Source organism: Flavobacterium caseinilyticum, from assembly GCF_004349085.1.
In the GTDB taxonomy this organism is placed as follows: domain Bacteria; phylum Bacteroidota; class Bacteroidia; order Flavobacteriales; family Flavobacteriaceae; genus Flavobacterium; species Flavobacterium caseinilyticum.
Map to the genome: position 1 here is coordinate 445045 of NZ_SMFM01000001.1, position 26840 is coordinate 471884.

The following is a 26840-nucleotide window of genomic DNA, read 5'->3' on the forward strand; positions in this document are numbered from 1 at the left end:
AAAGAGTTCTTTTATGGGATCAATCACGAACGGCTATATAAAGATAAAAACTTTTTTTAAAGGGTCTAGAATAATTAATATAGGAAACCAAAGAGCCAAATAGGAATTATATTTCCAATTCCAACTTCGATATTGTCCTTAGCAATGTAACTGTTTTTTACGTTGTGAATTTGTATTTGGGTTTTGTTCTTCCCTCCAATTTCAAAAGTATATTTTTCATTGATCAAAAAATCACCGTAATCTGCCAAGTGTATTGTTGCTATATTTTTGAATTGATTTACAAAAAAAGTCTCTCTTAAATTACCCACATTTGTATTGTTTTTTGCTATAGCAAACATCAAATTAGTGTTGTTTAAGAACAATTTCTCGGGTTTCGTTAATACGCCAATTCCTTTGGCAGGGCGATACAGTTCGTTTACTAACCCCGCTCTTTCCAATTGTTTTATAGCTTGAATCAAAACTGCTCTGGAGGCGCCTATTCGCTCACTCAATTTGGTAATATTTGGTGTAAAAGGCGCGCTAGTAGCAATAGCAAATAAGAGCTTTTTGAGTTTTATAATCAAATCATAACTAATATGATCTACAGCATTAATGTCGATTTCAATTATTAAATTAATGGTGTTTATTAATTTTTGATGATATAATTTACTGTTTTCTTTGTAGTAAGGATACGCTCCAAACTCGAGGTATTTTATAAATAACGGGATAGGTTTTAAGTGGTGCAAAAGTGAATTAGTAATTTCAGTATGATTTTCTAATATATCTTCTAACGGATACGATTTCAAAACCAGACCCGTTTCAAAAACAATAAATTCTCTAAAAGACATCTCTTTCAAATTATAACTTACGGCACGTCTGCTCAAATCAGATTCAAATTTATATATTTCCAGCATCGAGGATGAGGTGAATATCACTTTCAATTCAGGAACATCATCATAAATTAGCTTTAACTCTCTCGACCAGTTGGGGTATTTATGAACTTCGTCTAAAAGCAGATGACTTCCTCCCATTTTAGAAAAATCTTTGGCTAAATCTACTAAAGTATTTTCAGTGAAAAATAAATGGTCCAAGCTCACAAATAAACTTGTTTTGAGGTTCAAATGTTGCTTTGCGTATTGCAACAACAAAGTAGTCTTTCCGGAACCTCTTGCCCCTTTTATGGAGATTAATTGGTTATTCCAGTCAACTTCTTTAATCAAATACCGCTGAAAATCTAAAGAGATTCGATTAATTTTCTGTTGAAACTCCAATAGTAAATCTTCCATTTTGTTTATTTTAGATAACAAATATACTTAAAAATGTTATATGTAAATAACGATTTTGCAATATTTTGTTATGTGGAAATAACAATTTTAGACTTTTAATACTAAAGCACTTCCATAGAAGGCAATTCCGTCCCAACCGGTTTTCATAAAATTACGAATGTTTTGATGATCCGTTCCGTTTGGATTTTTCAAAACATCTTCATAATAATACGATCCAAAACAGGCTAGTGTTTCTGCTTCCGATAAGTTTTGAATTTCGGCGAAAGCAAATAATTTACAAGATCCTGAATTTTCTCCAGCCGCATTGTGTTGCAAGCCGTTCTCAAATGCTGTGGGTGTAAAGTCGTAGTTTTCTTCGATAGTAGCAATGGTTTCCGAAAATGCGATTGCTTCAGGAGTTTGTGTTAATTTTTCTAAAAAAGCAGCTATAGTCATATTAATTTTAATTGTTAGAATTGAGAAGAAATTGTTTTCGCGGCAAAAATAGCGCCATCCATATAACCAGGGTTTTGAGTGGCTGTTTCTGCTCCGGAAACATATAATTTATCGTTTAATAATGGTGTTTTGAAAAGCGAATGTCCGTTGTTTTGGTGCGCTAATACGAGTTGTTCATACGGCTGAAATGTAAGCGGTTCTTCCCTCCAAATGTTCTCATAATAGGCTACATAATCCGAAGCTTCTGGCCCAAAGAATGTCGTTAGTTGCGCTATTACTTTTTCTTTGCGTTCTTCAAAAGACAGGACTGCGGTTCCGCCGTTTAGGAAACCTTTCAATGCAAAACCGGAGTTATCGGCGTTGCTATGATCATACATTTCCTGAATGATACTGGCTTGGCTGAATAAAGTCCCAGAATAGTTATTCTGTTTCCAAAAAGGAGTTTTATATTCTACAGCGAATTTAATGGATTCGCCCATCCAAGTGTGCGTTTTCTTAGCTAATTGTGTGAAATTATCAGGTAATTTGGGTTCGAAAATCACCGAGTTTACAAGCAAATTGGGTGGAATTGTACTAATTACTTTATCGGCTGAATAACTATTTCCGCTTGAATCCGTTACTATTAATTTATTATTTTGTTCTTTTATTGCGACTATTTTAGTTTGTGTTTTAATATGTTGCATGCCTATCTCAGAAACTAATTTTTCAATTAGTGTTGCTGTTCCGCCCTCAATGCGAAAAGAAGGTTCTTCGGAATCTGATATTTCAAATTTCTGTGGCGGTACAAAAGACATCGTTTCAAATAATGAAATGCCCTTTGTATATTGTCTAAAATAAGGGAGTTCTAAAGTTTGAAGTACCTCCAGAAGATGCCGGTGTTGATTTCCAAACCAAGTCGCACCCATTTCCATCGTGACAGCTGTTGTTCCGGTTATGGTTTTTATGCGGCCTCCAATTCTGGTATTAGCTTCCAATATCAGAACTTCTATTCCTTTTTTTTGAAGTAAAAAAGCAGTATAAAGCCCACAAAGTCCAGCTCCAATCAGAATAACTATTTCTTTTTTCATGATTATTCGTCAGCTGAGAATTTTGATTTTTTGGGTTCTTTAGTTATTGGTTTTCCACCTACAACCACAACAATTTCTCCTCTTGGAGCTATTTTTTCAAAATGAGTCAAAACTTCGCGAACCGTACCTCGAATATTTTCTTCGTGTAATTTTGATAATTCTCTACAAACACAAATCGGTCTTTCTTCACCAAAATAAATAATAAATTCCGCTAAAGTTTTTAGTAATTTATGCGGTGAAACATATAAAATTATCGTTCTGGTTTCTTCGGCTAAAGCCAAATAACGGGTTTGTTTCCCTTTTTTGTCAGGCAAAAATCCTTCGAAAACAAATTTATCATTTGGTAAACCACTATTGACTAATGCCGGAACAAAAGCCGTTGCGCCGGGCAAACATTCTACTTCTACGCCATTTTCAACACAAGCGCGAGTCAGTAAAAAACCAGGATCCGAAATGGCAGGTGTTCCAGCATCTGAGATCAAAGCGATGTTTTCTCCGGCTTTCAACCTCGAAATTAAATTCTCGATTGTTTTGTGCTCGTTATGCATGTGATGGCTATACATGTGGGTACCAATTTCGAAATGCTTTAACAATTTTCCGCTCGTACGTGTGTCCTCTGCGAGAATCAAATCGACTTCTTTAAGAATCCGAATCGCCCGAAAAGTCATGTCTTCAAGATTGCCGATAGGCGTAGGAACGATGTATAATTTTGACATAGATAAAGTAATTAAATACAAAATTTTAAGAAAGTCTGTATTTGTTCAAATGTAGATTGAGAAAAAAATCAACGAAAGTTACAGGAATTTTTTCTCTATAATATCCATGAAACGATCTTCATAATCTTGTTTTCCTTGCCAATTGTTGTAGTCTGGTTTTACCATTTCCTGAACAAAATCGCGGGTTTCATAGAAGGTATCAAAGGTGATAAGTTGACTTAAAACACGGTTGTAATCTTCGCTGCTGTTGCCAAAAAGATGTTTTATAAACGCTAAACGGTCATTCAAATCGATGTTGATTCCCTTGGCTAATTTATCGTTCAAAGAAACTATTTTTGTATCAACAGCTTCTTCTTTAACAGCTAATACTTTTTCTTCTTCCACAACGACTACTTTGGGAGTTTCAATAACTATCGCAGTTGGTATATTTTCTATTTGCTGTTTTTTCACAAAAAGTGTGTCGTGGTAATTGCTTCCTAATAAATCTTCAAAAGAGATTTGTACCGCTTCCGCTTTTTTTGGCATTTCCGGCTCGGCTTGTACTTCTTTCTCTTGTGATAATTCAAAAGCAGGTTCAAAAGGTGCTTCCGGTTCCGATGTTTCATCCTCTATTTCCACTTCTGTAGCGTCGACTATTTCCCGTTCCACAACTGTTACTTCTTCTTTGTCGGTTTCATCAAGTATTTCTTCAGATGATTCCAAAGCCGTTTCGACAGTTTCTTCAGCAATGATTTCCTCAACAACTGTTTCTTCCAAAGCTGTTTCTTCGGTTATTGTTTCTTCCTCTTCAACAGCACTTTCTTCTTCTGTGGTAACCGGTTCTTGTTCTCCTGAAGGAGTTTTTTCTTCAGTCTGTTCCAAAGTCGTTTCAGTTGTTTTTTCAACAACTGTTTCTTCAATAACAACTTCTGTTACCGGTTGAACTGACTCAGTTATATCAAAAATGGATTCTATTTCTTTGCTGATTTCTGTAATGCCAATAGTTGGTTTTGCTTCACTAAAATGTTCGTCCACAAATCGTAAAACAGCAAGTTTTTCATATAGCTTCTGCGTTTCTAAATATAATTGATTGATGTCAGATTTATTTTTTAGCTGTAATATTCTGTGTGCAATGCTGATTAAATCGGCTTCCAATTTTTTTTTCATGACTGTTGAAATTATAGGGTGTTAGGCAGGTCTTTTTTGATTTGTTTTTGTATTAGCTTTTATATCGCCCCAAGAAAAGGGATTCTTTGTATCGCATTTTTTATTTTTTTAAATAAGTGCTCGCGAATCTCCGATTTGATATAAATTTTATACTTTTGAAACGACGTAAAAGTATAAAATTTTTAAGTCGGTTTGTCTATTACAAAGTAATAAAAACTATTCATTTTTTAAGTCAGAAAAATACAAAATGTTTCTCGAAAATACAGTAAATCATAAAGAACAATTTGGTTGGATCGAAGTCATTTGCGGCTCCATGTTTTCGGGTAAAACCGAAGAATTGATCCGTCGTTTGAAAAGAGCGCAATTTGCCAAGCAAAAAGTCGAAATTTTCAAACCGGCAATCGATACGCGCTATGATGATGAAATGGTGGTGTCACATGATGCTAACGAAATTCGTTCCACACCTGTTCCTGCTGCCGCAAATATTGCTATTTTGGCTCAAGGTTGCGATGTGGTAGGCATTGACGAAGCACAGTTTTTTGATGATGAAATTGTCAAAATTTGCAATGATTTGGCTAATCAGGGAATCCGTGTAATTGTTGCCGGATTGGATATGGATTTTAAGGGAAATCCTTTTGGTCCGATGCCCGCATTAATGGCAACTGCCGAATATGTGACGAAAGTTCACGCCGTATGCACCCGCACCGGAAATCTAGCGAATTACAGTTTCCGTAAAACCGATAATGATAAACTCGTCATGTTGGGCGAAACCGAAGAATACGAACCTTTGAGTCGTGCCGCGTATTATCATGCGATGCGGAAAGATCAGGAGAAGTAAAATCCTCTCCCCAACCCTCTCCGAAGGAGAGGGAGCCGGAATGGGATTGAAATATAAAAGTATTGAAAATATAAAACCCTTTCGGAGTTCTAAACTCGGAAAGGGTTTGTCTTTTTATAAAATCATTTTTTTTAGGAACACTAAATCTCAAATCGTTAATCAGCAATCTAAAATCAACAATCCTACATTTTCTTCCTCATTCTCGCTACCGGAATATCGAGTTGTTCTCTGTACTTAGCAATCGTTCTTCTTGCGATTGGATAACCTTTTTCTTTAAGGATTTCAGCTAATTGATCGTCCGGAAGTGGTTTCTTTTTATCTTCTTCCTCAATGGTGTTCTGAAGGATTTTCTTGATTTCTAATGTAGAAACGTCTTCTCCTTGGTCGTTTTTCATCGATTCCGAGAAGAATTCCTTAATCAGTTTCGTGCCATAAGGCGTTTCCACATACTTGCTGTTAGCCACACGTGAAATCGTTGAAATATCAAGACCTACCATATCGGCAATGTCTTTTAGAATCATCGGTTTCAGTTTAGTTTCATCGCCTTCAAGAAAATATTCTTGCTGGTAATGCATAATCGCATTCATGGTTACAAAAAGTGTTTCCTGACGTTGGCGAATCGCATCGATAAACCACTTAGCCGAATCCAGTTTTTGTTTGATAAACTGCACAGCATCTTTTTGTTGGGCTGATTTATCACGGGAATCTTTGTAGGTTTGCATCATTTCCTGATAATCTTTGGAAACGTGCAGGGAAGGAGCATTTCGTCCGTTTAAGGTCAGTTCCAACTCGCCTTCCACAATTCTAATGGCAAAATCAGGAACCACATTTTCCGTCACTTTGTTGTTTCCGGTAAATGATCCGCCTGGTTTTGGATTCAGTTTTTCTATTTCGTGTATGGCTTTTTTCAGTTGATCGTTCGAAACATTATATTTCTGTAACAGCTTATCGTAATGTTTTTTGGTAAAAGCATCAAACTGATTTTCGATAATGTCGGTTGCCAGTTCTACAGATTCAGATGGTGTTTTGTGTTTTAATTGCAACAACAAACATTCCTGTAAATCTTGTGCGCCTACGCCAGATGGTTCCAGTTCGTGAATCACCTGCAACATTTTTTCCACCATCTTTTCATCGGTGTAAATACCTTGTGTGAATGCCATATCGTCCACCATATCAGCAACACTGCGACGGATATAACCCATATCATCAATGCTTCCTACCAAGAATTCTGCAATTTCGCGCTCTTCGTCATTTAGGATAAAAGTGTTTAACTGATTGATTAAATCCTGATGAAAACTCACCGGCGCGGCAAAAGGTGTTTCGCGATCTTCATCGTCGTCACTGTAATTGTTGGCCTGTGTTTTATAATCAGGAGTTTCATCGTTGCTTAGATATTCGTCAATGTTGATGTCTTCGGCATCAATGCGCTCTGATTCGGCATCATCATAATCGTCATAATCTTCGTTTTCGAACTCGTCCTTTTCATACTCATCTTCTTCTTTTCCGGCTTCCAAAGCTGGATTTTCGTTCATTTCTTCCAATAAACGTTGTTCGAAAGCTTGCGTAGGCAATTGAATTAACTTCATCAGCTGAATTTGCTGTGGAGATAATTTCTGTGATAATTTTAAATTTAAGAATTGCTTTAGCATTTTTATTGTTTAAAAGTTTAAGGTTTAAAGTTTAAGGTTGCTGAACTTTCAACAACCTTAAACTTTAAACTTGAAACGAATTTTTAAAACTCCGCATTCATTGGCGTTCTTGGGAAAGGAATTACGTCGCGAATGTTTGTCATTCCTGTTACAAATAATACCAATCTTTCGAACCCAAGTCCAAAACCAGAGTGAACCGCTGAACCAAATCTTCGGGTATCAAGATACCACCACAATTCTTCTTCATCAATTCCTAAGGCTTTCATTTTTTCAACCAAAACATCAAAACGCTCTTCTCTTTGAGAACCTCCCACAATTTCTCCAATTCCTGGGAAAAGGATATCCATTGCGCGAACCGTTTTTCCGTCTTCGTTCAAACGCATGTAAAATGCTTTGATATTTGCCGGGTAATCAAACAAGATTACCGGACATTTAAAGTGTTTTTCTACCAAGTATCGCTCGTGTTCTGACTGTAAATCAGCACCCCATTCGTTAATAATATAGTTGAATTTTTTCTTTTTATTTGGTGTACATTCTCTTAAAATGTCAATTGCTTCGGTGTATGAAACACGTTTGAAATTGTTTTCCAAAACAAAGTTTAGTTTGTCAAGCAAAGCCATTTCGCTTCTTTCAGCAACTGGTTTTGATTTCTCTTCATCCAATAATCGTGTTTCTAAGAATTTCAAATCCTCCGGACATTTGTCCAAAGTGTATTTGATTACATATTGAATAAAATCTTCAGCCAAATCCATATTGTCATTCAAATCATTGAACGCCACTTCTGGCTCAATCATCCAAAATTCCGCAAGGTGACGCGAAGTATTCGAGTTTTCGGCTCTAAATGTTGGTCCAAAAGTATAAATTTGGCCCAAAGCCATTGCAAAAGTCTCTCCTTCCAGTTGTCCCGAAACCGTTAAGTTCGTTTCTTTCCCAAAGAAATCTTCCTTGTAATTCACTTTTCCGTCTTCGGTTCTTGGCGTTCCGTCAAATGGTAAAGCAGTAACTTTAAACATTTCACCGGCACCTTCAGCATCCGAACCTGTTATGATTGGCGTATTCACATACACAAAACCTTTCTCCTGAAAATAGCTGTGAACCGCGTATGATAATACCGAACGTACTCTCATAATGGCTCCAAACATATTCGTACGAACTCTTAAATGCGCATTTTCACGCAAGAAATCCAAGCTCGGTTTGTTTTTTGGTTGTATCGGAAATTTCTCTGCATCCGAATCTCCAAGGATTTCCAGTTTAGCTACCTGAATTTCAAATTTCTGTCCGGCACCTTTACTTTCTACCAAAGTCCCTGTTACAGATATCGCTGCTCCAGTCGTAATTCTCTTCAAAGTTTCGTCTGGCGTGTTTTCAAAATCGACAACACATTGTATATTATCAATGGTCGAACCATCGTTTAAAGCAATAAATTGATTGTTTCTAAAAGTTCTCACCCATCCTTTTGCATTTACTTCGTGAAGCGTCGTGGTACTGTTTAGTAAGTCTTTAACTTTTGTATGTCTCATTTTACGTATATAATTGATATTAAAAATTGTCTCTTGACTGAACTGCAAATATAAATGATTTGTTTGTAATTGTCATGGTGAGAAACGAAGCAATCTAACTGTCATTGTGATTTTTTGAAGCTATTTCCCGCTATTCGCTATATCTTTTACTTTTTAAAGAAAAAAGTAAAAGGATGCAGCTGCTATCGGGGCTAGGGAAGAGTGGAATTTTAGGTTTTCAAGCAAAAGTAGAAGCTGGCCCAATAAAAAACAGCACGATGAGCGAAAGACTGCATTCATAAATATTTTAAAAACGTGAAAAACCTAGTAACAGTTCGTATTTTTGCGCCATGAATGATAATTTTATTGCAGAGTATTTTGGTATCGGGATTCAAAACGGTAAAACTCCTGAGAACTTGGGTGTATTATGGCGAACAGCACAAAACCTCGGTGCAAGTTTCATTTTTACTATTGGTAATCGCTATGCTAAACAGGCTTGCGATACGCATAATGTTGTAAATTCAATTCCTTATTTCCATTATGAATCGTTCGACGACTTCTATAAGAACTTGCCAAAAGGTGCCCGATTGGTAGGTGTCGAGTTAGATGAAAACGCAAGTGATTTAGAAATTTTTGAACATCCAAGACGTTGTGTATATCTATTAGGTGCGGAAGATAATGGACTTACAAAAAAGGCCATTGCGAAATGTCATTACCTGGTAAAATTCAAATCTGAAAAAAGTTTGAATGTTTCTGTTGCCGGAAGTATTGTTCTTTATGATCGAGGACTTAATAAACCCAGATCATAAAATAATCGTTTTTATATCCTATTTTGTATCTGCTATAACTAACCCTGTCAGAGTTTAAGACCTTGACAGGATTGAAAAAGATACAGTGTAAAGCGCTTAATTATCCAATTTTTTTTTCTCTAAATCATCAATTTCGGCATCACTTGGTTCGATGATATCTATTTTGGGTTCAATGAAATCCTGTTCATTGGCCAGTGTTTTATTCAAGGTCAGTACCAAAGCCGGCAGCAACATTAAATTCGACAGCATTCCGAACAGCAATGTCAACGAAATTAATCCGCCAAGCGCGATTGTTCCTCCGAAACTGGACAACATAAATACTGAAAATCCAAAGAACAATACGATAGAAGTATAGAACATGCTCAAGCCGGCATCCGTAAATGTGGCGTAAACGGATTTGCGGATTTTCCAGTTATTTTTCTTTAATTCCTCGCGGTATTGAGACAGAAATCGTACGGTGTCATCCACCGAAAGTCCAAACGCAATTCCGAAAACTAAAATCGTAGATGGTTTTAGCGGAATGTCTAGAAAGCCCATTATTCCTGCGGTTAGCATCAACGGTAATAAATTAGGAATGATAGAAACCAACACCATTTTGAACGAACGGAACATGAAAGCCATCAGAAGCGCGGTCAGGAAAAAAGCAAAAGCCAACGACGAAAGTAAATTATCCAGCAGGTATCCGGTTCCTTTTTGGAAAACCAGTGCTTTTCCGGTGATAGTAACTTTGTACTGATCGGGAGGGAAAATTTTATCGGCTTTTTTGCGAATTTCAGATTCAATTTTGGCGATATTATCGCCGTTTTCATCACGCATAAAAGTTGTGATGCGGGCAAATTGTCCCGTGGAATCCACGTAACTTTTCATCAGATTGTCTTTCGAATTTTTGGTAGCATTTTTAGCGTACGACAAAATAAACGATTGTTCCTGCGAGCTTGGCAATTCGTAATAATCGGGGTTTCCATTGTAATACGCTTGCTTGGAATATTTCACGAGATTAACAATAGAAATAGGTTTTGATAATTCCGGAATTTCGTCAATGGTTTCCTCCAATTCCTCCATTCGCCTCAGCGTAGACAATTTCATGACTCCTTTTTTGCGCTTTGTGTCAATCATTATCTCGAGTGGCATCACGCCGTCAAACTCTTTTTCGAAGAAAACAATATCTTCAAAAAAGGCTTCTTTTTTAGGCATATCTTCAATCAAACTGCCGGAAATGCGCATTTCATAGATTCCTACAATGCTGATGACAAGTAAAACTATGGATACAACATAAATGGTAAACCGATTGTTTTTTATGTTTCTCAGAATCCAATCCATAAAAGCCTTGACGTAATTGCGGTCTAAATGCTTAATATGTCGCTCTGATGGCGCAGGAATGAAACTGTGAAAAATGGGGATGACAATAATACACAAAAAGAAAAGCGCCATGATATTGATAGAAGTAACCACACCAAACTCCAGAAGTAACTTATTATTTGAGGCGATAAATGTAGCAAAACCAATGGCTGTGGTAAGGTTTGTCATTAATGTTGCCATTCCTACTTTGGTGGTGACGCGCTGTAATGCTTTGGCTTTATTGTGGTGAATTTTGTACTCCTGATGGTATTTATTGGTCAGGAAAATACAATTCGGAATCCCGATAACAATAACTAAAGATGGAACCAACGCCGTTAAAACCGTGATTTCGTAGTTTAATAATCCTAAAAATCCGAAAGACCACATTACCCCAATAATCACAATGATTAGTGATATTAATGTCGCCCTAAAACTTCTAAAAAAGAAAAAGAAAAGAAGAGAAGTGACTAATAATGAGGCTCCAATAAAGATGCTGATTTCATCTGTAATGGTTTTTGCATTTAATGTTCGGATGTAAGGCATTCCCGAAACACGCAGGTCGATTCCGGTTTCTTTTTCGAATGTTTCGACTGCGGGAACAAGTTTATCCAGAACGAAATCTTTTCGGGCCGCCGTGTTTACAATTTTTTTATCCATGTAAACTGCAGAACGTATGCTTCCAGACCTTTTGTTGAAAAGCAATCCTTCGTAAAAAGGCAAATCATTGAACAGTTCCTTTTTTATTTTCTGAAGGTACGCTGGGTCAACGGTCTTGCTTTGTTCCACAAAAGGAACCAGTTCAAAGGTTTCCAGCGAATCATTTTTTTGTAATTTCTTCAAGTCATTTAGTGAAACAACTAAATCAACCGCTTTATCGCCTTTCAGCGTATTCATCATTTTACTCCAGGAAGCATAGGCTTTGGGGGTAAATATGGCGTTGTCTTTCACACCGATGATGACCAAATTTCCTTCTTCACCAAATTTATTCAAAAAGGCGTTGTACTCAATATTTACAATATTGTCATCCGGCAATAAATTGGCTTCGGTAAAAGTGAAGTGGATATTTTTCCATTGTAGTGCTAAAAGCGCTGTTATCGCAACAATAATGGATAACATTAAAATTCTATTTCTAAGGACAATTCGGGCTATTAACTCCCAAAATCCTAAACTGAACCACTTGATCATATTTCGTGTTTAACGCTTGCAAAGGTAGTTAAAACCGCTATAAATCATTGGTTTTGACTAAAACTTTTTATTGGTTTATCCCATGATTCAGGCGTCTTTTTTTTATTTGTAATTAAATAGATTTTTGAGATATAAATGATACATTTGAATGCTCATCGTCATGGTTCATCGTTAAGACAGATGACATAAAATAGTATATGAAGAATTATAAAAACACAGTTTTTTATTTGGTCATTACAGGCGGTTTTACTGCTTTAATGTATTGGATTATAACCAAGGGAAAACATTTAGAAGTTGCAGAAACGATAGTGACACCTGAAAGCGGAAATGGTTCTTGGGGCGATTTTCTAACTTCGATGCAACACAATTTTCAAGATCCTTTGGCTATTCTTTTGGCGCAAATAATAACCATAATACTTGTTGCCCGAGTTTTTGGATGGATTTTCAAGAAAATTGGGCAGCCCTCAGTAATCGGGGAGATAATTGCGGGAATTGTACTCGGGCCATCGTTGTTGGGTTTGTATTTTCCTGAATTTTCAGGAGCTTTATTTCCTGTCGAATCTTTAGGAAATTTGAAATTTTTGAGCCAGATTGGATTGATACTTTTTATGTTCGTCATAGGAATGGAACTCGATTTAAAAGTGCTGAAAAATAAAGCCAATGAAGCGGTGGTAATCAGTCATGCGAGTATCGTAATTCCGTTTGCTCTTGGAATAGGGCTAGCATATTTTGTGTACAATCGATTTGCTCCCGAAGGCGTCAAGTTCCTTTCTTTTAGTTTGTTTATGGGCATTGCGTTGAGCATAACCGCTTTTCCGGTTTTGGCCAGAATTGTACAGGAACGAGGGATTCATAAAACCAAATTAGGTTCCATCGTTATCACATGCGCAGCTGCAGATGACATTACGGCTTGGTGTATTTTGGCGGTGGTAATTGCCATTGTCAAGGCGGGAAGTTTTGTAAGTTCGCTGTACATTATAATGTTGGCAGTGCTTTATGTTATTGCCATGATTTATATTGTAAAACCATTTTTGAAAAGAATTGGTGATTTGTATGGTTCAAAAGATACTATTATCAAACCGGTTGTGGCCATCTTTTTTCTGGTACTTATAATTTCGTCTTATGCTACCGAAGTGATTGGGATTCATGCCTTATTCGGCGCATTTATGGCTGGAGCAATTATGCCTGATGTTCCAAAATTCAGAACTATATTCATCGAAAAAGTAGAGGATGTGGCGTTGATTCTTTTACTGCCTTTGTTCTTTGTATTCACGGGTTTGAAAACTGAAATTGGTCTTCTTAACGATCCGTACTTATGGAAAGTGACCGGTTTTATTATTTTGGTGGCCGTGGTGGGGAAATTTTTAGGAAGTGCCTTGGCAGCCAGATTTGTTGGTCAGAGTTGGCGTGACAGTTTAACCATTGGTGCCCTGATGAACACCAGAGGTTTGATGGAATTGATTGTCTTGAACATAGGATTAGAGCTTAAAGTGTTGACTCCCGAAGTTTTTACCATGATGGTAATTATGGCGCTGGTTACTACTTTTATGACGGGACCGGCTTTGGACTTAATCAATTATATCTTTAAAACGAAAGATGGTGTTGAAGTTTTGGTACCTACAAACCATAATAAATACCGAATTCTAATTTCATTTGGTAACAATGAAAAAGGAAAATCCTTGTTGCGATTGGCGAGTAGTTTGATAAAAAAACAGAAAAGTACCTCGAGTATCACCGTGATGCATTTGTCGCTAAGCGATGAGGTGCATACTTTTAACTTGGAAGACAAAGAAAAAAATAGTTTTTATCCAATTGTTGAAGAATCCCAATTGCTGAAACAGGATATCACTACCATTTTTAAAGCAACGATGGATATTGAAACGGAGATTGCTGATGTAGCGAATCAAGGAGATTATGATTTGTTATTGATAGGTCTTGGAAAATCAATATTTGAAGGGACCATTCTTGGAAAAGTAATTGGTTTTACAACCCGAATAATCAATCCGGATCGTTTGATTGATAAGTTTACAGGGAAAGAAGGCTTGTTTGAAAACTCTCCTTTTGACGAAAGAACAAGACAGATTATTTCTAAAACTAAAATGCCAATCGGGATTTTGATTGATAAAGATTTACAGCACGTAAATCATGTTTTTATTCCAATTTTCAGCACGGAAGATTCTTTTGTGATTGATTATATTCAGAAATTAGTTTACAATAATAACGCTAAAATTGTTATTTTGGATGTGAATGGACATCTTACAACTAATTTTGTAATGAACAGCGCTATTGATTCTTTGGAACAAAAATACCCAAACAATATAAGTCTGATAACCGATAAAATAATTACACAGGAATTTTTGGCGCAGCAGGATTTAATGCTGATCAGTCTCGAAAGTTGGAAAGCACTCGTAGATTCCAGAAGTGATTGGTTAAGCGGAGTTCCGTCAGTATTAATTTTAAAACATTAAGATGAACTGGATATTATTGATTATCGGAGGTCTTTTTGAAGTGGGTTTTGCCACTTGTTTAGGCAAAGCCAAAGAAAGCACCGGAATGACGTCAACATTATGGCTGGGCGGATTTTTGGTTTGTTTGACTATAAGTATGGTTTTGCTTTACAAAGCTGCACAAACACTTCCTATTGGAACTGCGTACGCGGTTTGGACCGGAATTGGAGCGGTAGGAACGGTTTTGGTTGGGATTTTCGTTTTTAAAGAACCTGCTGATTTCTGGCGAATATTTTTTATTACCACTTTAATCAGTTCTATTATTGGACTGAAATTTGTTTCGAGTCATTAAAAGGAAGTTTTTCAAATTTTTGAATAAAAAATGCGTCGCGTTAAACTAACACGACGCATTTTCAATCTAATTGAAAAGCAATTACACCTTCATGATTTCGGCTTCTTTCACCACTAAAAGTTCATCTATTTTACGGATGAAAGCGTTGGTTAAGTTTTGCACTTCATCCTCTGCACTTTTGCAAATGTCTTCTGATGTTCCTTCTTTTTCTAATTTTTTGATATCTGTATTGGCATCTTTACGGGCATTTCGAATTCCAACTTTAGCGTCTTCAGCTTCCCCCAGCTCGCTCTAGCAGCGGGAAAAAGTTTTGCATCAACGCATTTTATTATTCCGACACCGGACAAAAATTCATCGAATTAACTTCATATAACAGAACATTGCCTTTTTTCTTTTCGGTAAAATCAATAATATAAAATACTTTCAATTGTGTAAACAACTGACATATAATGTCATTCTGCTCATATTTTTTTTAAAAATTTATTCCAATTATATGTTTTTTATTTTTTTTTAAAAATGATTTATTTACTTTCCTCACTTCAGAGACAATATTTGCTTCTTTTTTTTCCCAATTTTTAAACTTTTGGTGTTGAAAGTAAAGACCGAACTTTCCGGGTAAAACAAAATTGTAAGCCCTCTCATCAAAATTATTTGGTTGAATTCTAGTATCAATAGAGTGTTTTTTTTCGTTGTTTTTTCCTTTGAATTCAATATAAATAGTGTCGGACTCTTTGAGAGAATTATAGTTTTGGCTAAACACTTTTATAGAAAAGAGGAGCAATAGCAATAAGTAAAGTCTCATGATATGATGATTTGGTTTATGAGCAAGGTTCTTTTGCAGTCAGTGTTTTGCTTTAGTAACAATAGTACTAATTTTACTCTCCCATCATATATGAACTTGATATTGATACTTCATAAATAGGAATTTGTCCATTTTTCTTCTCTGATCTGTCAATTATGTATATAACTTTACATTTTTCAAAAGCTTCATAATAGCTCATGAAAACGCCATATTTTTTAAAAAAATTTACTGAAATTATCCTTTTCTTGTTTTTCCTTAAATACGATTTTTTGATAAATCTAAAATCTGATTTGTTACCTATTTCTCTTCTTGTAGTTGAGGGGTACTCACTTACATAAAATTGTAAATATTCATCCTTGTTTTTTTCGTTAAATTTTATCACATACCATCTTTTAAACCCGGGATTATCTTTAGGTAGAACGGTCTTAATTTGCGTAGCACTTTCTTTGAAGTCTACATATATTGTATCTAAGTTTTTGATTAAAGAAATGTTTTGACAATAAGTAATACCAGAAACGAACAAAAGCATTATGTATAAGTTTTTCATATTTCTATCTATCTAATTCTATTTTTCCTGCGTTAATATATTGATTTAAGAGCGAACGTGCATCGGTGTCTTTAGGAAAATCAACTTTAAAACTACTTGTTTCATTTAGTGCACTTAAACTTATATATTTATAAAAGTCTAGCCAATTAAATGGTGTAGAAGTTAATGGATTTGTTGTCGGATACATTGTATACGCTTCAAGGATAGTTCTTTTTGGTATAGTCGTTACTAAATCTCTTACTTCCCCAGCTCGCGCGAGCGTCCCGCTCGTGAACACAATCTATATTGTCACATACTTTAATTTTTAAACACTACCACAAACTAAAATTATATTAATCTACAACAGGCATCAAGAGCGGGACGCTCGCGCTAGCGGGGGTAAATGTTTAATAGCTTATTCCATTACATAAACTAAAGAATTAACCTCGGTTAATTTAATCTTATTTTTTCTGAAATCAGCCATGTCAATGATGTAGTAAATTTGGGGTTTGTAAGACTCCCCGAATTCCTCCATATTTTTTTTTAATTTCTTGAAAAAATTAATATGAATAATTTCTTTTTTATGCTTTTTTAAAAAAGACTTTTTTTCATATCTGTCATTAGCAGGTCTATATATTCTGTTACTATCTTTATCGTATGTAAAAATCCCTAAAGTATCTTTTTGTAGAAAAAATCCCTCCAAAAAATAATATCCTTGACAAGTGATACATTCATTTTCAAAATATTTTGTTTGATTTTTGTCTGCTTTAAACAGGATATATACCGTATCTAGTTTTCGGATTTCCTCAATCTCTTGTCCGTGTAATAAATTTACAAATAAGAAAAAGAATAATAATGTGACTTTCATAATTAATTTTTAAGGTGTTTGTGGCCAAAAGCGGTATACTCAAGAAGTAATTCAAATTTATCTGTATTAGCAGGAAAGCTTATTTTAAAAGCTTCGGTATCTTGTAGACCGATTAAACTTAGATAATAGAAATAGTCGTCCCAGTTCCAAAGTGTTGTGTTTTTTGGGTTAGTATAAAAATTAGGTTGTAGCCTTATAGACTCTACAGTTGCTCTGGTAGTGCTAGATGTAACTAAATCTTTGATTTCAGCAAGAATTTTTTGCATAGTTGGCACCATGTTTTTGAACATAAAATCGTGTTGAGCGCCAGTGCTAGGCCTTGTGGCTTTCAATACCTCCGCAAATGTCATGTTTTCTATACCTGGTATAGTGCTGCCGCCAGCATCAGGATATTTGCCTTTGATTGCTAAATAAGCATGTATACACTCGTGTAATATGGTTTTAGCAATTTCAATATTTGTCTTAGGTCTTAATCCCGTAGAGGTCAATATTTGTTTGTTAATTTGAATGAGAGTTGGTCCGCCTTTAAGGTCTGGCGGTATTGTAAATCCATCTATTTTCCTTGTGTTGTTATCTAGATTTTCAATGATTTCAAATTTCACATTGAATCGCTTGTTGTTATTATCAAATAAATCTAAAAATAAGTTTTTAAATGCGGGGGAATCAGTCAAAGCCTTATATACTGAATTAAATTTTTTATCCGCTTCGGTGACATCTTTTATTGATGATTTATCAATATTCATAGGTGATTAAAAAGAAGACTCAATATCGATTTTTAATGAAGAGTCTCCACTTAATGGTGTTATTATTTGATTGGAAAATTCTTTACTTTCATCGCTCCATTTGTTGTCTATTTGATATTGGATAATTTGATTGTATGAATTAGGGTTGTCAATAGCCCATTGTTGCTGCTGAAAAGAAAGACTGTTATAAAAAATCAAAGTATTTTTTACATCAAAACTATTTTCTGCACTCAATATAGGGACTGTAATATATTGTTGATAATTCTCCGTATATGTATCCTCTGTTGGATAATCACTATTGTCGTAGCCCCAGCTCGCGGGAGCGTCCCGCTCGTGAACACAAACTATTTTGTAACATACTTTAATTTTTACACTACCACAAACCAAAGTCATATTAATCCATAACAGGCATCACGATTGGGACGCTCGCTCCAGCAGGGGATTTCGGCTTCTTTCCCGCTCGTGAACACAATCTATATTGTAATATACTTTAATTTTTAAACACTACCACAAACCGAAGTCATATTAATCAATTACAAGCATCACGAGTGGGACCCTTGCGCCAGCGGAGGAATCAGAATTGTTTGAGTAAATATTCTCTCAATTCATAGTGAACGTTTTCCATTTTAAATATGTACCATCTTTTAATTTATGAATTATATATGTTGGAGAAGTTGTTTTGTAGTTATTTTCTCTAAATTGTTTAACCGTAATGTAGTCAATACAATCTAAGGAATTTAATTTCTCTGGTTTTAAACTGAATACATATAGATTTACTGAAAAATCTGGTAATCCAGCACTGTTTCTATCTCTAATGTCATTGTAATGATCTTTAGTAGCCTTATCTCTAGCTTCTTTGGTTTGATATTTTTCAAAAAAAATACCAAAAGAAGTAGATGTTGTATCTTTGTTTATAGAATATTCTACCGATAACTTATCATTAAAATCTAAAAAAATCGTTATTTTCTGTTGTTTTGATTCTTGTGCAAAAGAAATACAGCAGAAGCTTAATAATAGAAGAGTTATTTTTACTGACATTCCGAATAGATAATTTAAAGATATAATTAATAAGTTATATGAATTACTTCCCATTTTAAATAGCATCCTTCCTCGGACTTGTATATAAAATACATAGGATAGCCATGAGGAAATAATTTATCTCGAAATTGTTTCAAGGTCAAAATATCAATACCTTCTAATGAATTTATTTTCATTGGTTTATTAAAACTAATAAAGCTTGCAGTAAAACTAGGTATTCCCGCACTATTACGGTCTCGTGGGTCATTATAATAATCATTCGTTGCTTTGTCTCTTGCTACTTTTGTTTGGTATTTTTCGACATAAATACTGAAGCGGGCCTCTGTTGAATCCCTATTAACGTATATTTTGTTTATTGCTTTATCTTTTAAATCAAAAAAAACATTAATTTCCTTTTTTTCTACCCCGTTTTGTGATGAACATGAAACAGTAAATAATAATAGTAATATACTTTTTATTTTTTTTAGTGCTATTGACATTTTATATTGTTTTTTATAAAGTTTCTATAAATTTCTAAAATTCTCACTCTTTCTGCTTGAGGAGTAGCTACCCATGCTGCTGTTGGTTGCGGAGGTAATCCTGTTGTTTCATCAGGTTCTCCTCCACCCATAAGTCCAATCCAGGCCAAAGCGTTGTAAACATCCTCACTTTGTGAACTGTCGTATTGTTTCATAACTTCTGTTATTATGTTACGCGACAGTTGTGCCATGTATTCATGCTGTGGCTCTGAAGGAGACCCTCCTAGTGGTATTTCATATTTATACATCATATAATAATGAGCAATTTTTTCTTCATCATTCTTAATACTTTCAATAAAATCAGATGACCACGGGATTTCTCCTTTTCCCGAGAGAATTAACAACTTTCTATAGGTTTCAGCATGAATCATTTCATGAATAAAAGTTCTTGCTATGTTTAATGGAGGTGTATTTAAATAATTAGGATTAAATTTAATTTCAATTAATGAATTTATTGGTTCATAAGTAACGGCACTTGCCAAAGGATATTTAGACTCAACTCCTACACTTAACTTTAAGTCAACTACGGAAAAATCCGTATCATATTCTTTCAAATAATTGTCAAAAGTAGGCGCTTGACCTAATTTTTGATATACTCCATTTAAACATGGGTTGTTTTTAAATGACGGGTCTACTATTACTCTATAAACAAGATCTTTAACATCATCTATTGTTTTTTCTGGGTATTCTTGAAAAACATCTATTGCCCAAATAGAATTTTCACGAGAAAATACAGACCATTTTTGTTCTATTTGATATTGGATAATTTGATTGTATGAATTAGGGTTGTCAATAGCCCATTGTTGCTGCTGAAAAGAAAGAATGTTATAAAAAATCAAAGTATTCTTTATATCAAAACTATTTTCTGCACTCAATATAGGGACTGTAATATATTGTTGATAATTCTCCGTATATGTATCCTCTGTTGGATAATCACTATTGTCGTAGCCGCCACCACCTCCTGTACCGTAGGGATCGCCAAAACCACCATCACTTCCTGTTGAACCACTTGTTCCACCACCACCAGTACTACCACATGCATCAGGTGTTAATACTTGTACTGTTCTTATATAGAGGGTTGAAACTTTACACGACGCACCGGGTAAATGATGTTGTGTACTACCTTGATAAGGTTCTGAACACCATAATTGTTCCACATATACGAAACATTCTGATTCTGTGGTTCGGTTCTGTGGTTTGTTGTTATTAAATTTAGGGGCTTTTTCTAAACGATTCATTTGAATTTTACCTTCAAAATTCAATAATTGACCTTCTGATAATATAATATTATTAGATATATATTTTAAAATGTATGCGCTTGGATTAGTATTAATTTCTTCTTGTATAACTAAATTTTCAAAACTTAAATTATCACTAACATTGTTTCTTTTTATTGCCATTGTATAAGAAATAATATTATTTAATTTAATTTTTTTTACATTGTCGTTAGTGATGATAAAATCGTTTTGTATTTTGAATGCATTTTTTTTTTTGTAATCAAATTTCCACCTACTTTTTCAACTAAGTCTTTAAATTTAGAATCTTTTGCCAAAAGCTCTTCAAATTTCATTTCAGTAATAGTTGCTTTGCCAATTGAAGCATCAATATTTTCCTCATATAAATCTTCACTACAACTAAGTAAAATTAAAACTAAGCCAAGGATAGTTGTCCTGCATAAATAGTTTTTTAGCTGTTTGTTTGTTTGTTTGTTTGTTTGTTTGTTTTCATAAAATTTTTAAATGTTAATATTTCATAAAAATAAGAAATATTTTATAAATTATAATACCCAATTGGAGTGATATTTACAAAAAACAAAAAACCCGTCCTGTTACAATAACGGGACGGGTTTTAAATATGAGTTGAAAAGCAATTACACCTTCATAATCTCAGCTTCTTTCACCACTAAAAGTTCATCTATTTTACGGATGAAAGCGTTGGTTAAGTTTTGCACTTCATCCTCAGCACTTTTGCAAATGTCTTCTGAGGTTCCTTCTTTTTCTAATTTTTTGATATCTGTATTGGCATCTTTACGGGCATTTCGAATTCCAACTTTAGCGTCTTCAGCTTCAACTTTGGCTTGTTTGGCAAGATCACGTCTTCTTTCCTCGGTCAATGCAGGAACACTAATGATAATTACATCACCGTTGTTCATTGGGTTAAAACCAATATTAGCCACCATAATCGCTTTTTCAATTACGTGCAGCATATTTTTTTCAAAAGGTTGCAATGTAATAGTTCTGGCATCAGGAACACTGATTTTTGACACCTGCGAAAGTGGTGTTGCTGATCCGTAATAATCGACAAAAACACTTCCAAGCATGGCCGGAGATGCTTTTCCGGCACGGATATTCAAAAATTCTTTTTCTAAATGCGCAATAGAACCCGTCATGGATTCCTTCGTACTATCTAATATAAATTCAATTTCTTCAGTCATAATTTAGATTTTTAGATTTTTAGATCGTTAGACTTCTTAGATTTATTACGTTTTTAGATTTATTAGATGTTAGCTTTGCTAATCATCGAGTGTATCTATCTAACAATCTAACTAGTCTAATAATCTAACAGTCTATTATATATTTACTACAGTTCCTATATTTTCTCCCTCGCAGATTTTCAATAAGTTTCCGACTTTATTCATGTCAAAAACTACGATCGGCAATTTATTTTCCTGACTTAGCGTAAATGCAGTTGTATCCATTACATTCAATCCTTTTTTGAGGACATCATCAAAGGAAATAAAATCGAATTTCACGGCAGAAGCATTTTTTTCCGGATCACAATCATATACGCCATCCACTCGAGTTCCTTTTAGAATCACATTGGCATTAATTTCAATACCACGTAAAACTGCTGCAGTATCAGTTGTGAAATATGGATTTCCGGTTCCGGCTCCAAAAATTACAATTCTTCCTTTCTCAAGGTGACGATCTGCTCTTCTTTTAATATATGGTTCTGCTATAGATTCCATTTTCAACGCCGTTTGTAAACGGGTTTTCATTCCTTTTTCTTCCAGCGCGCCTTGTAATGCCATTCCGTTGATTACCGTTGCCAGCATTCCCATATAATCGCCTTGTACTCTATCCATCCCTGCACTCGCGCCGGCAACTCCTCTAAAAATATTCCCACCGCCTATTACAATTGCTATTTCTACTCCTTTTTCATGAATTTGCTTGATCTCATCAGCATATTCAGCAAGTCTTTTTGGGTCAATTCCGTATTGCAAGTCGCCCATTAAAGCTTCGCCACTTAGTTTCAGAAGGATTCTTTTGTATTTCATGTGTGTGTTGAGTTGTTTGGTGCAAATATAGAATATTATTTTTTTTAAAATAATGTTGCCTAAATTTTATAAAGCAAGTTTTTCGTAGGATTTTTTCGCGGCTTCATAGCCAATGTTGAAAACGGAGTCCATCTTTGCTTTATTGCTTTCAAATGTGCTGAACAGGCATAAATCCTTTGGCTCAATCACCCAGTCACAAACATTAAATTTGTGCATATTTGAATTTGCCGAAAGAATATCAAAAGCCCGAGTAGTCACTGCTTTGATAGACCGCAAATCTTTAGCTTCAATTTTTTGGATAGGACTTACATAAACACCAATTACAGTATCGCATTGTCCTTGCATGATATCAGTTGGGAAGTGATTTAAGATTCCGCCGTCACTGTAAATGCTTCCGTTGATTTCATATGGTGAAAGAACTCCGGGAAATGCCGAAGATGCTAAAATAGCATCAGTGATTTTCGTTTCGGTTCCAAATATTTTTAATTTTCCTCGAATCATATCTGTTGCAGTAATTTGAATTGGAATTTTCAAATCCCCAAGGACTGCATCTTTAAAAATCGAGTGAAAATAACTTTTAAAGGACTCTGAATCTATTAAACCTGCTTTTTTGAGGGTTAAATGTCTCCAATGAAAAAGATAGATGGATTTGAAAAATTCCAAAATTTCCTCAGGCGTTTTGCCCCAGGCATACATTGCAGCAACTACAGAACCAGCACTAGTTCCGGCCATTCGGGTAGGATATATTTCTTTTTCTTCTAAAAACTTTATTACTCCTGCGTGTGCAAGTCCTTTTGTACCTCCGCCCGAAAGAACCAATCCAATTGATTTTGTTTTTAAATCCATCTTAACTATTTGTTATAAAATTACTCTTTTTGTAGAATTGAAAGTGACAGATATCATATTTATGCTCCAATTTTATGGTAACTTTGCGAAAATAAATAATTCATTATGAAAATTCCAGTAGCCAAAGCATTATTTAATAGCCATTCATATATAGAGTACAGAAAACTTATCACAGATTTGTTAATCGAAAAAAAATCGACCGGGAACGAACAATCCGAAGATTTAACACATTATAGCGAATTGAATGAAACCAGAATGAATCGTCTGGATAAAACAATCAAAATCACTGAGGAAAATAGCAGCGCATTAAAATCTTTAAAGAACGAATATATTTGGTTAGTAATTTCGGAAGGCTGGTGCGGTGATGCTGCGCAACTATTGCCAGTTATCAATAAAATGGCAGTGGAATCCGGTAAAATTGATTTGAGAATTGTTCTCCGTGATGAAAATGAAGAATTGATGAAGTTGTTTTTGACCAATAAAAAGAAGTCTATTCCAATATTAATTATTGTCGATAAGGAAACGGGCAGTGTGCTGGGAAATTGGGGGCCTAGACCTCAAGCCGCGGCTGATTTAGTGAATGATTATAAAAAAGAATTTGGAGTTATTGACGAGACTATAAAAACCAATTTGCAACTTTGGTATTTGCATGATAAAGGAATATCAACGCAAAATGAATTGGTCAACTTGATGCTGAATCTTTAAAGGAACAACTATTTACCGTTATAAAATTCTATTTTTCAGATGGTTAGATATATTTTTTTATTAAGTATCGAAAAAAAAGCGTAAATTAGTCGCTTCAACCAACTCTACCGTACTTTAGTTTACTTTTCTATTGGTGTTTAAACATTGTTTAACAATTTAAATAACATCGTTATGAAAAAGCTATTTGATAGAATTTATGATTATTTGTCCTATTTGCTGTTTGGAGATAAAGACGTAACTCATTATTAAAACATCTCGTAACCAAGTAGAGAAAAAAGTATGGATCAAAATTACTTTTAATTTTAGAAAAAACACATCGCAAATTCTTTTATGTATTTGTCATGTGTTTTTGCTTTTTGAATGCAATTGAGGGTCTGAAAAGTTTTACAATGCTAATTTTTAAAGGTCTAAAACATTTTAATTTAAAAAGTGACCAAAGAAACTCCTAAACTGACGCTTCCAGTATCTTTTTGATTATTAATAGGAATCGCATAGTGATTTACTTCAAGAAATAATATAACATCATCAGCCGTTTGTAAACCCAAACTGATTTTTTTATAATCTCCAATTAAATCCCCTCGACCCAAAGCGATCGCTTTACCTAGACCCATTTGGAGTGTAATTCTTGTTTCGTCACCAATTTTGGGACTTAACTTTAAATTTGCAAAAACAGGAACCACAACTAGTTTGTCTGTCCACCTCCAGTCTACACCAGAGTGAATTCCTAAACCGATCCATTTGTTATGATGTATTCCATATCCTATTTTACTGCTCAAACCATCGGGTAAAAACCATAAATTGTTAGTATTACCATTTAGATCTGTTTCGCCACGATCCGGATTTCCTTTGATAGAAAAAGCTATATCAAATTGTATATAAGTAAATTTTTTATTTTGAGAAAAAGCTGAAAAAGTGAAAAGCAAGAAAATAACTGAGATTCGAAAAAGCCTCAAAGTATTAATTATTTATAACTAAGTTTTCCTCGAATGTTTCGAGGACTATAGCTTCATTTACGTCATAATCTCCAATTTTGGTTCGGCGCAAAGCGGTTAAGTGCGAACCGGAATTCATCGCTTGTCCAAAATCAAAAGCCAGGGAGCGAATGTATGTTCCTTTGCTGCAAACGACTCTGAAATCAACTTCAGGAAGTGCAATTCTGGTAATTTCAAATTCGTGAATGGTTGTTTTTCTGGTGGCAATTTCAATGGTTTCTCCTGCTCTTGCATGCTCGTATAAGCGAACGCCATCTTTTTTTATCGCCGAATAAATAGGTGGTTTTTGATCGATTTCGCCAAGAAATTGTTTGACAGTTTCATGAATTAAAGCTTCGTCAATATGTTCCGTTGGGAAAGTTTGGTCAATTTCCGTTTCTAAATCATACGAAGGCGTTGTGGCTCCAATGTGAAAAGTTCCGGTATACTCTTTGGCTTGGCCTTGAAGTTCTGTGATTCTTTTGGTAAATTTTCCGGTACAAACTAACAACAATCCGGTTGCCAAAGGATCCAAAGTTCCGGCGTGACCAATCTTGAATTTTTTTGGCAGATTTAGTTTGGTAATTAATGCCCATTTCAATTTGTTTACTGCCTGAAAAGAAGTCCAATTTAATGGTTTGTCAATCAATAAAATTTGTCCCTCTTGGAAATTTTCGGCTGTCTTCAAGGAAATTTATTTAAAGTATGAAAAGTAAATCAATAAAAAGAATCCGACGATTATTCGGTACCAACCCCAAGGTTTGAAACCGTATTTTTTGATGATTTCTATGAAAAATTTAATAGCTATAATGGCAACGATAAAAGCAACTACGTTTCCTATCAAGAACAATTGTATGTTTTCGTTTGATTTTAAAATCAATTCATAACCTTTCATTTGTGAAGACTCGTAGGTTTTCAAGAATACAGAATAACAGGTAACGGCCATCATCGTTGGCACCGCCAAGAAGAAAGAGAATTCCGCTGCCGCATGACGCGTCAATCCTTGTTGCATTCCTCCAATGATTGAGGCAGCAGAACGACTTGTTCCCGGCATCATTGCTAAACATTGCCAAAAACCAATGATTACGGCCTTCTTTACCGTGATATCTTCTTCTTTGATAATAGTTGGACTTTGAAAACGACTGTCGATAAAAAGTAAAATTACGCCACCTAAAATTAATACAATCGCAATAGGAATTGGATTTCCAAGAACTGCTTCAATTTTATCATCGAATAATTTTCCTAAAACTAAAGCTGGAATTACGGCATAAACAAGTTTAAGATAAAAACTGATGGCAACACTTTTTGAAGAGAAATCGAAAAACTTCTTCCAATATAAAGCTACAACCGCCAAAATAGCTCCAAATTGGATAGAAACCTGGAAAAGCTTCACGAAATCATCCTCTTGAATTCCAAAATAAGAACTCATAAAAATCATGTGAGCGGTCGAGGAAACAGGCAGATATTCTGTTAATCCTTCTATAATCGCAATTAAAAATGCTTGTAATGTGTTCATTTATGCTTTTTTGGGATTCTTAAGAATGGCATAAATGGTAATTCCAAAACCAATTAAAACAGTTGTTGGTGCCAATCGAATTCTTCTGAAGTTGAAGATATCTTCACTAAACACATTAGGATCATCACTTCCTCCTCCTGCCATTAGAATAAATCCTAAGGCAATTACTACTATCCCAATTAATAGAATCTGATAGTTTATCTTATCAAAAAGAAATTCTGGTTTCTGATCGTTATTTTCCATTTATGCTGAATTTAGTTCAGTATCACTACTAACTGTTATTT

29 protein-coding genes and 1 pseudogene are annotated in these 26840 nt (G+C 34.8%); 5 read left to right on the plus strand and 25 right to left on the minus strand.

Going from position 1 to position 26840, the window contains the following annotated elements; all coding sequences use genetic code 11:
• Positions 1-74: 74 nt before the first annotated feature.
• From E0F89_RS02000 to E0F89_RS02020, 5 genes are all read right to left on the minus strand, one after another.
• The gene (locus tag E0F89_RS02000) at positions 75-1265 is read right to left on the minus strand and encodes an ATP-binding protein (protein ID WP_131908189.1); all 1191 of its coding nucleotides are present in this window, start codon (positions 1263-1265) and stop codon (positions 75-77) included.
• A gap of 87 nt (positions 1266-1352) precedes the next feature.
• A complete protein-coding gene (locus E0F89_RS02005; RefSeq protein ID WP_131908190.1) occupies positions 1353-1700 on the minus strand; it encodes a HopJ type III effector protein in 348 nt (115 codons plus the stop codon).
• Positions 1701-1714: 14 nt separating this feature from the next.
• The gene (locus tag E0F89_RS02010; protein WP_131908191.1) at positions 1715-2767 is read right to left on the minus strand and encodes a flavin monoamine oxidase family protein; all 1053 of its coding nucleotides are present in this window, start codon (positions 2765-2767) and stop codon (positions 1715-1717) included.
• A 2-nt stretch (positions 2768-2769) separates the two neighbouring features.
• The gene (gene rsmI / locus E0F89_RS02015; protein WP_131908192.1) at positions 2770-3483 is read right to left on the minus strand and encodes a 16S rRNA (cytidine(1402)-2'-O)-methyltransferase; all 714 of its coding nucleotides are present in this window, start codon (positions 3481-3483) and stop codon (positions 2770-2772) included.
• A 78-nt stretch (positions 3484-3561) separates the two neighbouring features.
• The gene (locus E0F89_RS02020; protein WP_131908193.1) at positions 3562-4629 is read right to left on the minus strand and encodes a hypothetical protein; all 1068 of its coding nucleotides are present in this window, start codon (positions 4627-4629) and stop codon (positions 3562-3564) included.
• A gap of 247 nt (positions 4630-4876) precedes the next feature.
• Between E0F89_RS02020 and E0F89_RS02025 the strand changes: the two genes are divergently transcribed.
• Complete coding sequence (locus E0F89_RS02025; protein WP_073352621.1) at positions 4877-5467, plus strand: thymidine kinase; 591 nt, start codon at positions 4877-4879, stop codon at positions 5465-5467.
• A gap of 182 nt (positions 5468-5649) precedes the next feature.
• Here E0F89_RS02025 and rpoN read toward each other — a convergent pair whose 3' ends face one another.
• Positions 5650-7116, minus strand: coding sequence for an RNA polymerase factor sigma-54 (gene rpoN, locus E0F89_RS02030; protein WP_131908194.1), 1467 nt, complete (start codon positions 7114-7116; stop codon positions 5650-5652).
• Positions 7117-7199: 83 nt separating this feature from the next.
• Entirely contained in the window at positions 7200-8636 is a 1437-nt protein-coding gene (gene asnS, locus E0F89_RS02035; protein WP_131908195.1) for an asparagine--tRNA ligase, read from the minus strand.
• Positions 8637-8965: 329 nt separating this feature from the next.
• Between asnS and E0F89_RS02040 the strand changes: the two genes are divergently transcribed.
• A complete protein-coding gene (locus tag E0F89_RS02040) occupies positions 8966-9424 on the plus strand; it encodes an RNA methyltransferase (RefSeq protein WP_131908196.1) in 459 nt (152 codons plus the stop codon).
• Between the two features lie 96 nt (positions 9425-9520).
• Here E0F89_RS02040 and E0F89_RS02045 read toward each other — a convergent pair whose 3' ends face one another.
• Positions 9521-11947 carry an efflux RND transporter permease subunit gene (locus E0F89_RS02045; RefSeq protein ID WP_131908197.1) on the minus strand — a complete coding sequence of 809 codons (2427 nt, stop codon included), beginning with the start codon at positions 11945-11947 and terminating at the stop codon, positions 9521-9523.
• Between the two features lie 197 nt (positions 11948-12144).
• Here E0F89_RS02045 and E0F89_RS02050 point away from each other — a divergent pair, with 197 nt between their 5' ends.
• Positions 12145-14415, plus strand: a complete 2271-nt coding sequence (locus E0F89_RS02050; RefSeq protein WP_131908198.1) for a cation:proton antiporter — start codon at positions 12145-12147, stop codon at positions 14413-14415.
• Position 14416: 1 nt separating this feature from the next.
• The gene (locus tag E0F89_RS02055; protein WP_131908199.1) at positions 14417-14746 is read left to right on the plus strand and encodes a DMT family transporter; all 330 of its coding nucleotides are present in this window, start codon (positions 14417-14419) and stop codon (positions 14744-14746) included.
• 81 nt (positions 14747-14827) lie between these two features.
• Here E0F89_RS02055 and E0F89_RS02060 read toward each other — a convergent pair.
• The 13 genes and pseudogenes from E0F89_RS02060 to E0F89_RS02115 form a co-directional block, all read right to left on the minus strand.
• A pseudogene (locus E0F89_RS02060) lies at positions 14828-15025 on the minus strand (ribosome recycling factor); the annotation flags it as partial.
• A 193-nt stretch (positions 15026-15218) separates the two neighbouring features.
• Positions 15219-15548: a hypothetical protein gene (locus tag E0F89_RS02065; protein ID WP_131908200.1), complete on the minus strand. Its 330-nt coding sequence runs from the start codon at positions 15546-15548 to the stop codon at positions 15219-15221.
• A 73-nt stretch (positions 15549-15621) separates the two neighbouring features.
• Entirely contained in the window at positions 15622-16095 is a 474-nt protein-coding gene (locus E0F89_RS02070) for a hypothetical protein (RefSeq protein WP_131908201.1), read from the minus strand.
• A 394-nt stretch (positions 16096-16489) separates the two neighbouring features.
• On the minus strand, positions 16490-16942 hold the full coding sequence (locus tag E0F89_RS02075; RefSeq protein WP_131908202.1) for a hypothetical protein: 453 nt from the start codon (positions 16940-16942) through the stop codon (positions 16490-16492).
• Between the two features lie 2 nt (positions 16943-16944).
• Complete coding sequence (locus tag E0F89_RS02080) at positions 16945-17685, minus strand: hypothetical protein (protein WP_131908203.1); 741 nt, start codon at positions 17683-17685, stop codon at positions 16945-16947.
• Between the two features lie 6 nt (positions 17686-17691).
• Entirely contained in the window at positions 17692-18078 is a 387-nt protein-coding gene (locus E0F89_RS02085) for a hypothetical protein (RefSeq protein WP_131908204.1), read from the minus strand.
• Between the two features lie 207 nt (positions 18079-18285).
• A complete protein-coding gene (locus E0F89_RS02090) occupies positions 18286-18723 on the minus strand; it encodes a hypothetical protein (protein ID WP_131908205.1) in 438 nt (145 codons plus the stop codon).
• Positions 18724-18749: 26 nt separating this feature from the next.
• The gene (locus E0F89_RS02095; RefSeq protein ID WP_131908206.1) at positions 18750-19202 is read right to left on the minus strand and encodes a hypothetical protein; all 453 of its coding nucleotides are present in this window, start codon (positions 19200-19202) and stop codon (positions 18750-18752) included.
• The gene (locus E0F89_RS02100) at positions 19193-20641 is read right to left on the minus strand and encodes a hypothetical protein (RefSeq protein ID WP_131908207.1); all 1449 of its coding nucleotides are present in this window, start codon (positions 20639-20641) and stop codon (positions 19193-19195) included. Before E0F89_RS02100 ends, E0F89_RS02095 begins: the two co-directional genes overlap by 10 nt.
• Before the next feature lie 35 nt (positions 20642-20676).
• Positions 20677-20811, minus strand: a complete 135-nt coding sequence (locus E0F89_RS17415) for a hypothetical protein (RefSeq protein ID WP_262709508.1) — start codon at positions 20809-20811, stop codon at positions 20677-20679.
• Between the two features lie 300 nt (positions 20812-21111).
• Entirely contained in the window at positions 21112-21675 is a 564-nt protein-coding gene (gene frr, locus E0F89_RS02105; RefSeq protein ID WP_131908208.1) for a ribosome recycling factor, read from the minus strand.
• Positions 21676-21810: 135 nt separating this feature from the next.
• Entirely contained in the window at positions 21811-22518 is a 708-nt protein-coding gene (pyrH, locus tag E0F89_RS02110) for a UMP kinase (RefSeq protein WP_131908209.1), read from the minus strand.
• A 66-nt stretch (positions 22519-22584) separates the two neighbouring features.
• Positions 22585-23364: a patatin-like phospholipase family protein gene (locus tag E0F89_RS02115; RefSeq protein ID WP_131908210.1), complete on the minus strand. Its 780-nt coding sequence runs from the start codon at positions 23362-23364 to the stop codon at positions 22585-22587.
• A 105-nt stretch (positions 23365-23469) separates the two neighbouring features.
• Between E0F89_RS02115 and E0F89_RS02120 the strand changes: the two genes are divergently transcribed.
• Positions 23470-24069 carry a thioredoxin family protein gene (locus E0F89_RS02120; RefSeq protein ID WP_131908211.1) on the plus strand — a complete coding sequence of 200 codons (600 nt, stop codon included), beginning with the start codon at positions 23470-23472 and terminating at the stop codon, positions 24067-24069.
• A 422-nt stretch (positions 24070-24491) separates the two neighbouring features.
• On the opposite strand, the gene E0F89_RS02125 is transcribed toward E0F89_RS02120, so the two are convergent.
• Genes E0F89_RS02125 through E0F89_RS02140 form a run of 4 tightly spaced genes read right to left on the minus strand, consistent with a single transcriptional unit; the run spans position 24492 to position 26799 of the window.
• The gene (locus E0F89_RS02125) at positions 24492-25022 is read right to left on the minus strand and encodes a hypothetical protein (protein WP_243699455.1); all 531 of its coding nucleotides are present in this window, start codon (positions 25020-25022) and stop codon (positions 24492-24494) included.
• A 4-nt stretch (positions 25023-25026) separates the two neighbouring features.
• Complete coding sequence (gene truB / locus E0F89_RS02130; RefSeq protein ID WP_131908212.1) at positions 25027-25728, minus strand: tRNA pseudouridine(55) synthase TruB; 702 nt, start codon at positions 25726-25728, stop codon at positions 25027-25029.
• 6 nt (positions 25729-25734) lie between these two features.
• Positions 25735-26556 (minus strand): undecaprenyl-diphosphate phosphatase, encoded by an 822-nt coding sequence (locus E0F89_RS02135; RefSeq protein WP_131908213.1) that lies wholly within the window; start codon positions 26554-26556, stop codon positions 25735-25737.
• Positions 26557-26799 (minus strand): DUF3098 domain-containing protein, encoded by a 243-nt coding sequence (locus E0F89_RS02140; protein WP_131908214.1) that lies wholly within the window; start codon positions 26797-26799, stop codon positions 26557-26559. It lies immediately after the preceding gene.
• Between the last annotated feature and the right edge of the window lie 41 nt (positions 26800-26840).

Bases quoted from the DNA above. Each gene is read 5' to 3' on its own strand.
- E0F89_RS02085 (WP_131908204.1), bottom strand. From the start codon at position 18,078: ATGACTTTGGTTTGTGGTAGTGTAAAAATTAAAGTATGTTACAAAATA.
- E0F89_RS02120 (WP_131908211.1), top strand. From the start codon at position 23,470: ATGAAAATTCCAGTAGCCAAAGCATTATTTAATAGCCATTCATATATA.
- asnS (WP_131908195.1), bottom strand. From the start codon at position 8,636: ATGAGACATACAAAAGTTAAAGACTTACTAAACAGTACCACGACGCTT.
- E0F89_RS02095 (WP_131908206.1), bottom strand. From the start codon at position 19,202: ATGTCAATAGCACTAAAAAAAATAAAAAGTATATTACTATTATTATTT.
- E0F89_RS02115 (WP_131908210.1), bottom strand. From the start codon at position 23,364: ATGGATTTAAAAACAAAATCAATTGGATTGGTTCTTTCGGGCGGAGGT.
- E0F89_RS02135 (WP_131908213.1), bottom strand. From the start codon at position 26,556: ATGAACACATTACAAGCATTTTTAATTGCGATTATAGAAGGATTAACA.
- E0F89_RS02080 (WP_131908203.1), bottom strand. From the start codon at position 17,685: ATGAATATTGATAAATCATCAATAAAAGATGTCACCGAAGCGGATAAA.
- rpoN (WP_131908194.1), bottom strand. From the start codon at position 7,116: ATGCTAAAGCAATTCTTAAATTTAAAATTATCACAGAAATTATCTCCA.
- rsmI (WP_131908192.1), bottom strand. From the start codon at position 3,483: ATGTCAAAATTATACATCGTTCCTACGCCTATCGGCAATCTTGAAGAC.
- E0F89_RS02075 (WP_131908202.1), bottom strand. From the start codon at position 16,942: ATGAAAGTCACATTATTATTCTTTTTCTTATTTGTAAATTTATTACAC.
- E0F89_RS02055 (WP_131908199.1), top strand. From the start codon at position 14,417: ATGAACTGGATATTATTGATTATCGGAGGTCTTTTTGAAGTGGGTTTT.
- E0F89_RS02065 (WP_131908200.1), bottom strand. From the start codon at position 15,548: ATGAGACTTTACTTATTGCTATTGCTCCTCTTTTCTATAAAAGTGTTT.
- E0F89_RS02005 (WP_131908190.1), bottom strand. From the start codon at position 1,700: ATGACTATAGCTGCTTTTTTAGAAAAATTAACACAAACTCCTGAAGCA.
- E0F89_RS02025 (WP_073352621.1), top strand. From the start codon at position 4,877: ATGTTTCTCGAAAATACAGTAAATCATAAAGAACAATTTGGTTGGATC.
- E0F89_RS02000 (WP_131908189.1), bottom strand. From the start codon at position 1,265: ATGGAAGATTTACTATTGGAGTTTCAACAGAAAATTAATCGAATCTCT.
- E0F89_RS02100 (WP_131908207.1), bottom strand. From the start codon at position 20,641: ATGGCAATAAAAAGAAACAATGTTAGTGATAATTTAAGTTTTGAAAAT.
- E0F89_RS02090 (WP_131908205.1), bottom strand. From the start codon at position 18,723: ATGTCAGTAAAAATAACTCTTCTATTATTAAGCTTCTGCTGTATTTCT.
- E0F89_RS02020 (WP_131908193.1), bottom strand. From the start codon at position 4,629: ATGAAAAAAAAATTGGAAGCCGATTTAATCAGCATTGCACACAGAATA.
- E0F89_RS02040 (WP_131908196.1), top strand. From the start codon at position 8,966: ATGAATGATAATTTTATTGCAGAGTATTTTGGTATCGGGATTCAAAAC.
- E0F89_RS17415 (WP_262709508.1), bottom strand. From the start codon at position 20,811: ATGAAATTTGAAGAGCTTTTGGCAAAAGATTCTAAATTTAAAGACTTA.
- pyrH (WP_131908209.1), bottom strand. From the start codon at position 22,518: ATGAAATACAAAAGAATCCTTCTGAAACTAAGTGGCGAAGCTTTAATG.
- frr (WP_131908208.1), bottom strand. From the start codon at position 21,675: ATGACTGAAGAAATTGAATTTATATTAGATAGTACGAAGGAATCCATG.
- E0F89_RS02045 (WP_131908197.1), bottom strand. From the start codon at position 11,947: ATGATCAAGTGGTTCAGTTTAGGATTTTGGGAGTTAATAGCCCGAATT.
- E0F89_RS02070 (WP_131908201.1), bottom strand. From the start codon at position 16,095: ATGAAAAACTTATACATAATGCTTTTGTTCGTTTCTGGTATTACTTAT.
- E0F89_RS02010 (WP_131908191.1), bottom strand. From the start codon at position 2,767: ATGAAAAAAGAAATAGTTATTCTGATTGGAGCTGGACTTTGTGGGCTT.
- E0F89_RS02050 (WP_131908198.1), top strand. From the start codon at position 12,145: ATGAAGAATTATAAAAACACAGTTTTTTATTTGGTCATTACAGGCGGT.
- E0F89_RS02140 (WP_131908214.1), bottom strand. From the start codon at position 26,799: ATGGAAAATAACGATCAGAAACCAGAATTTCTTTTTGATAAGATAAAC.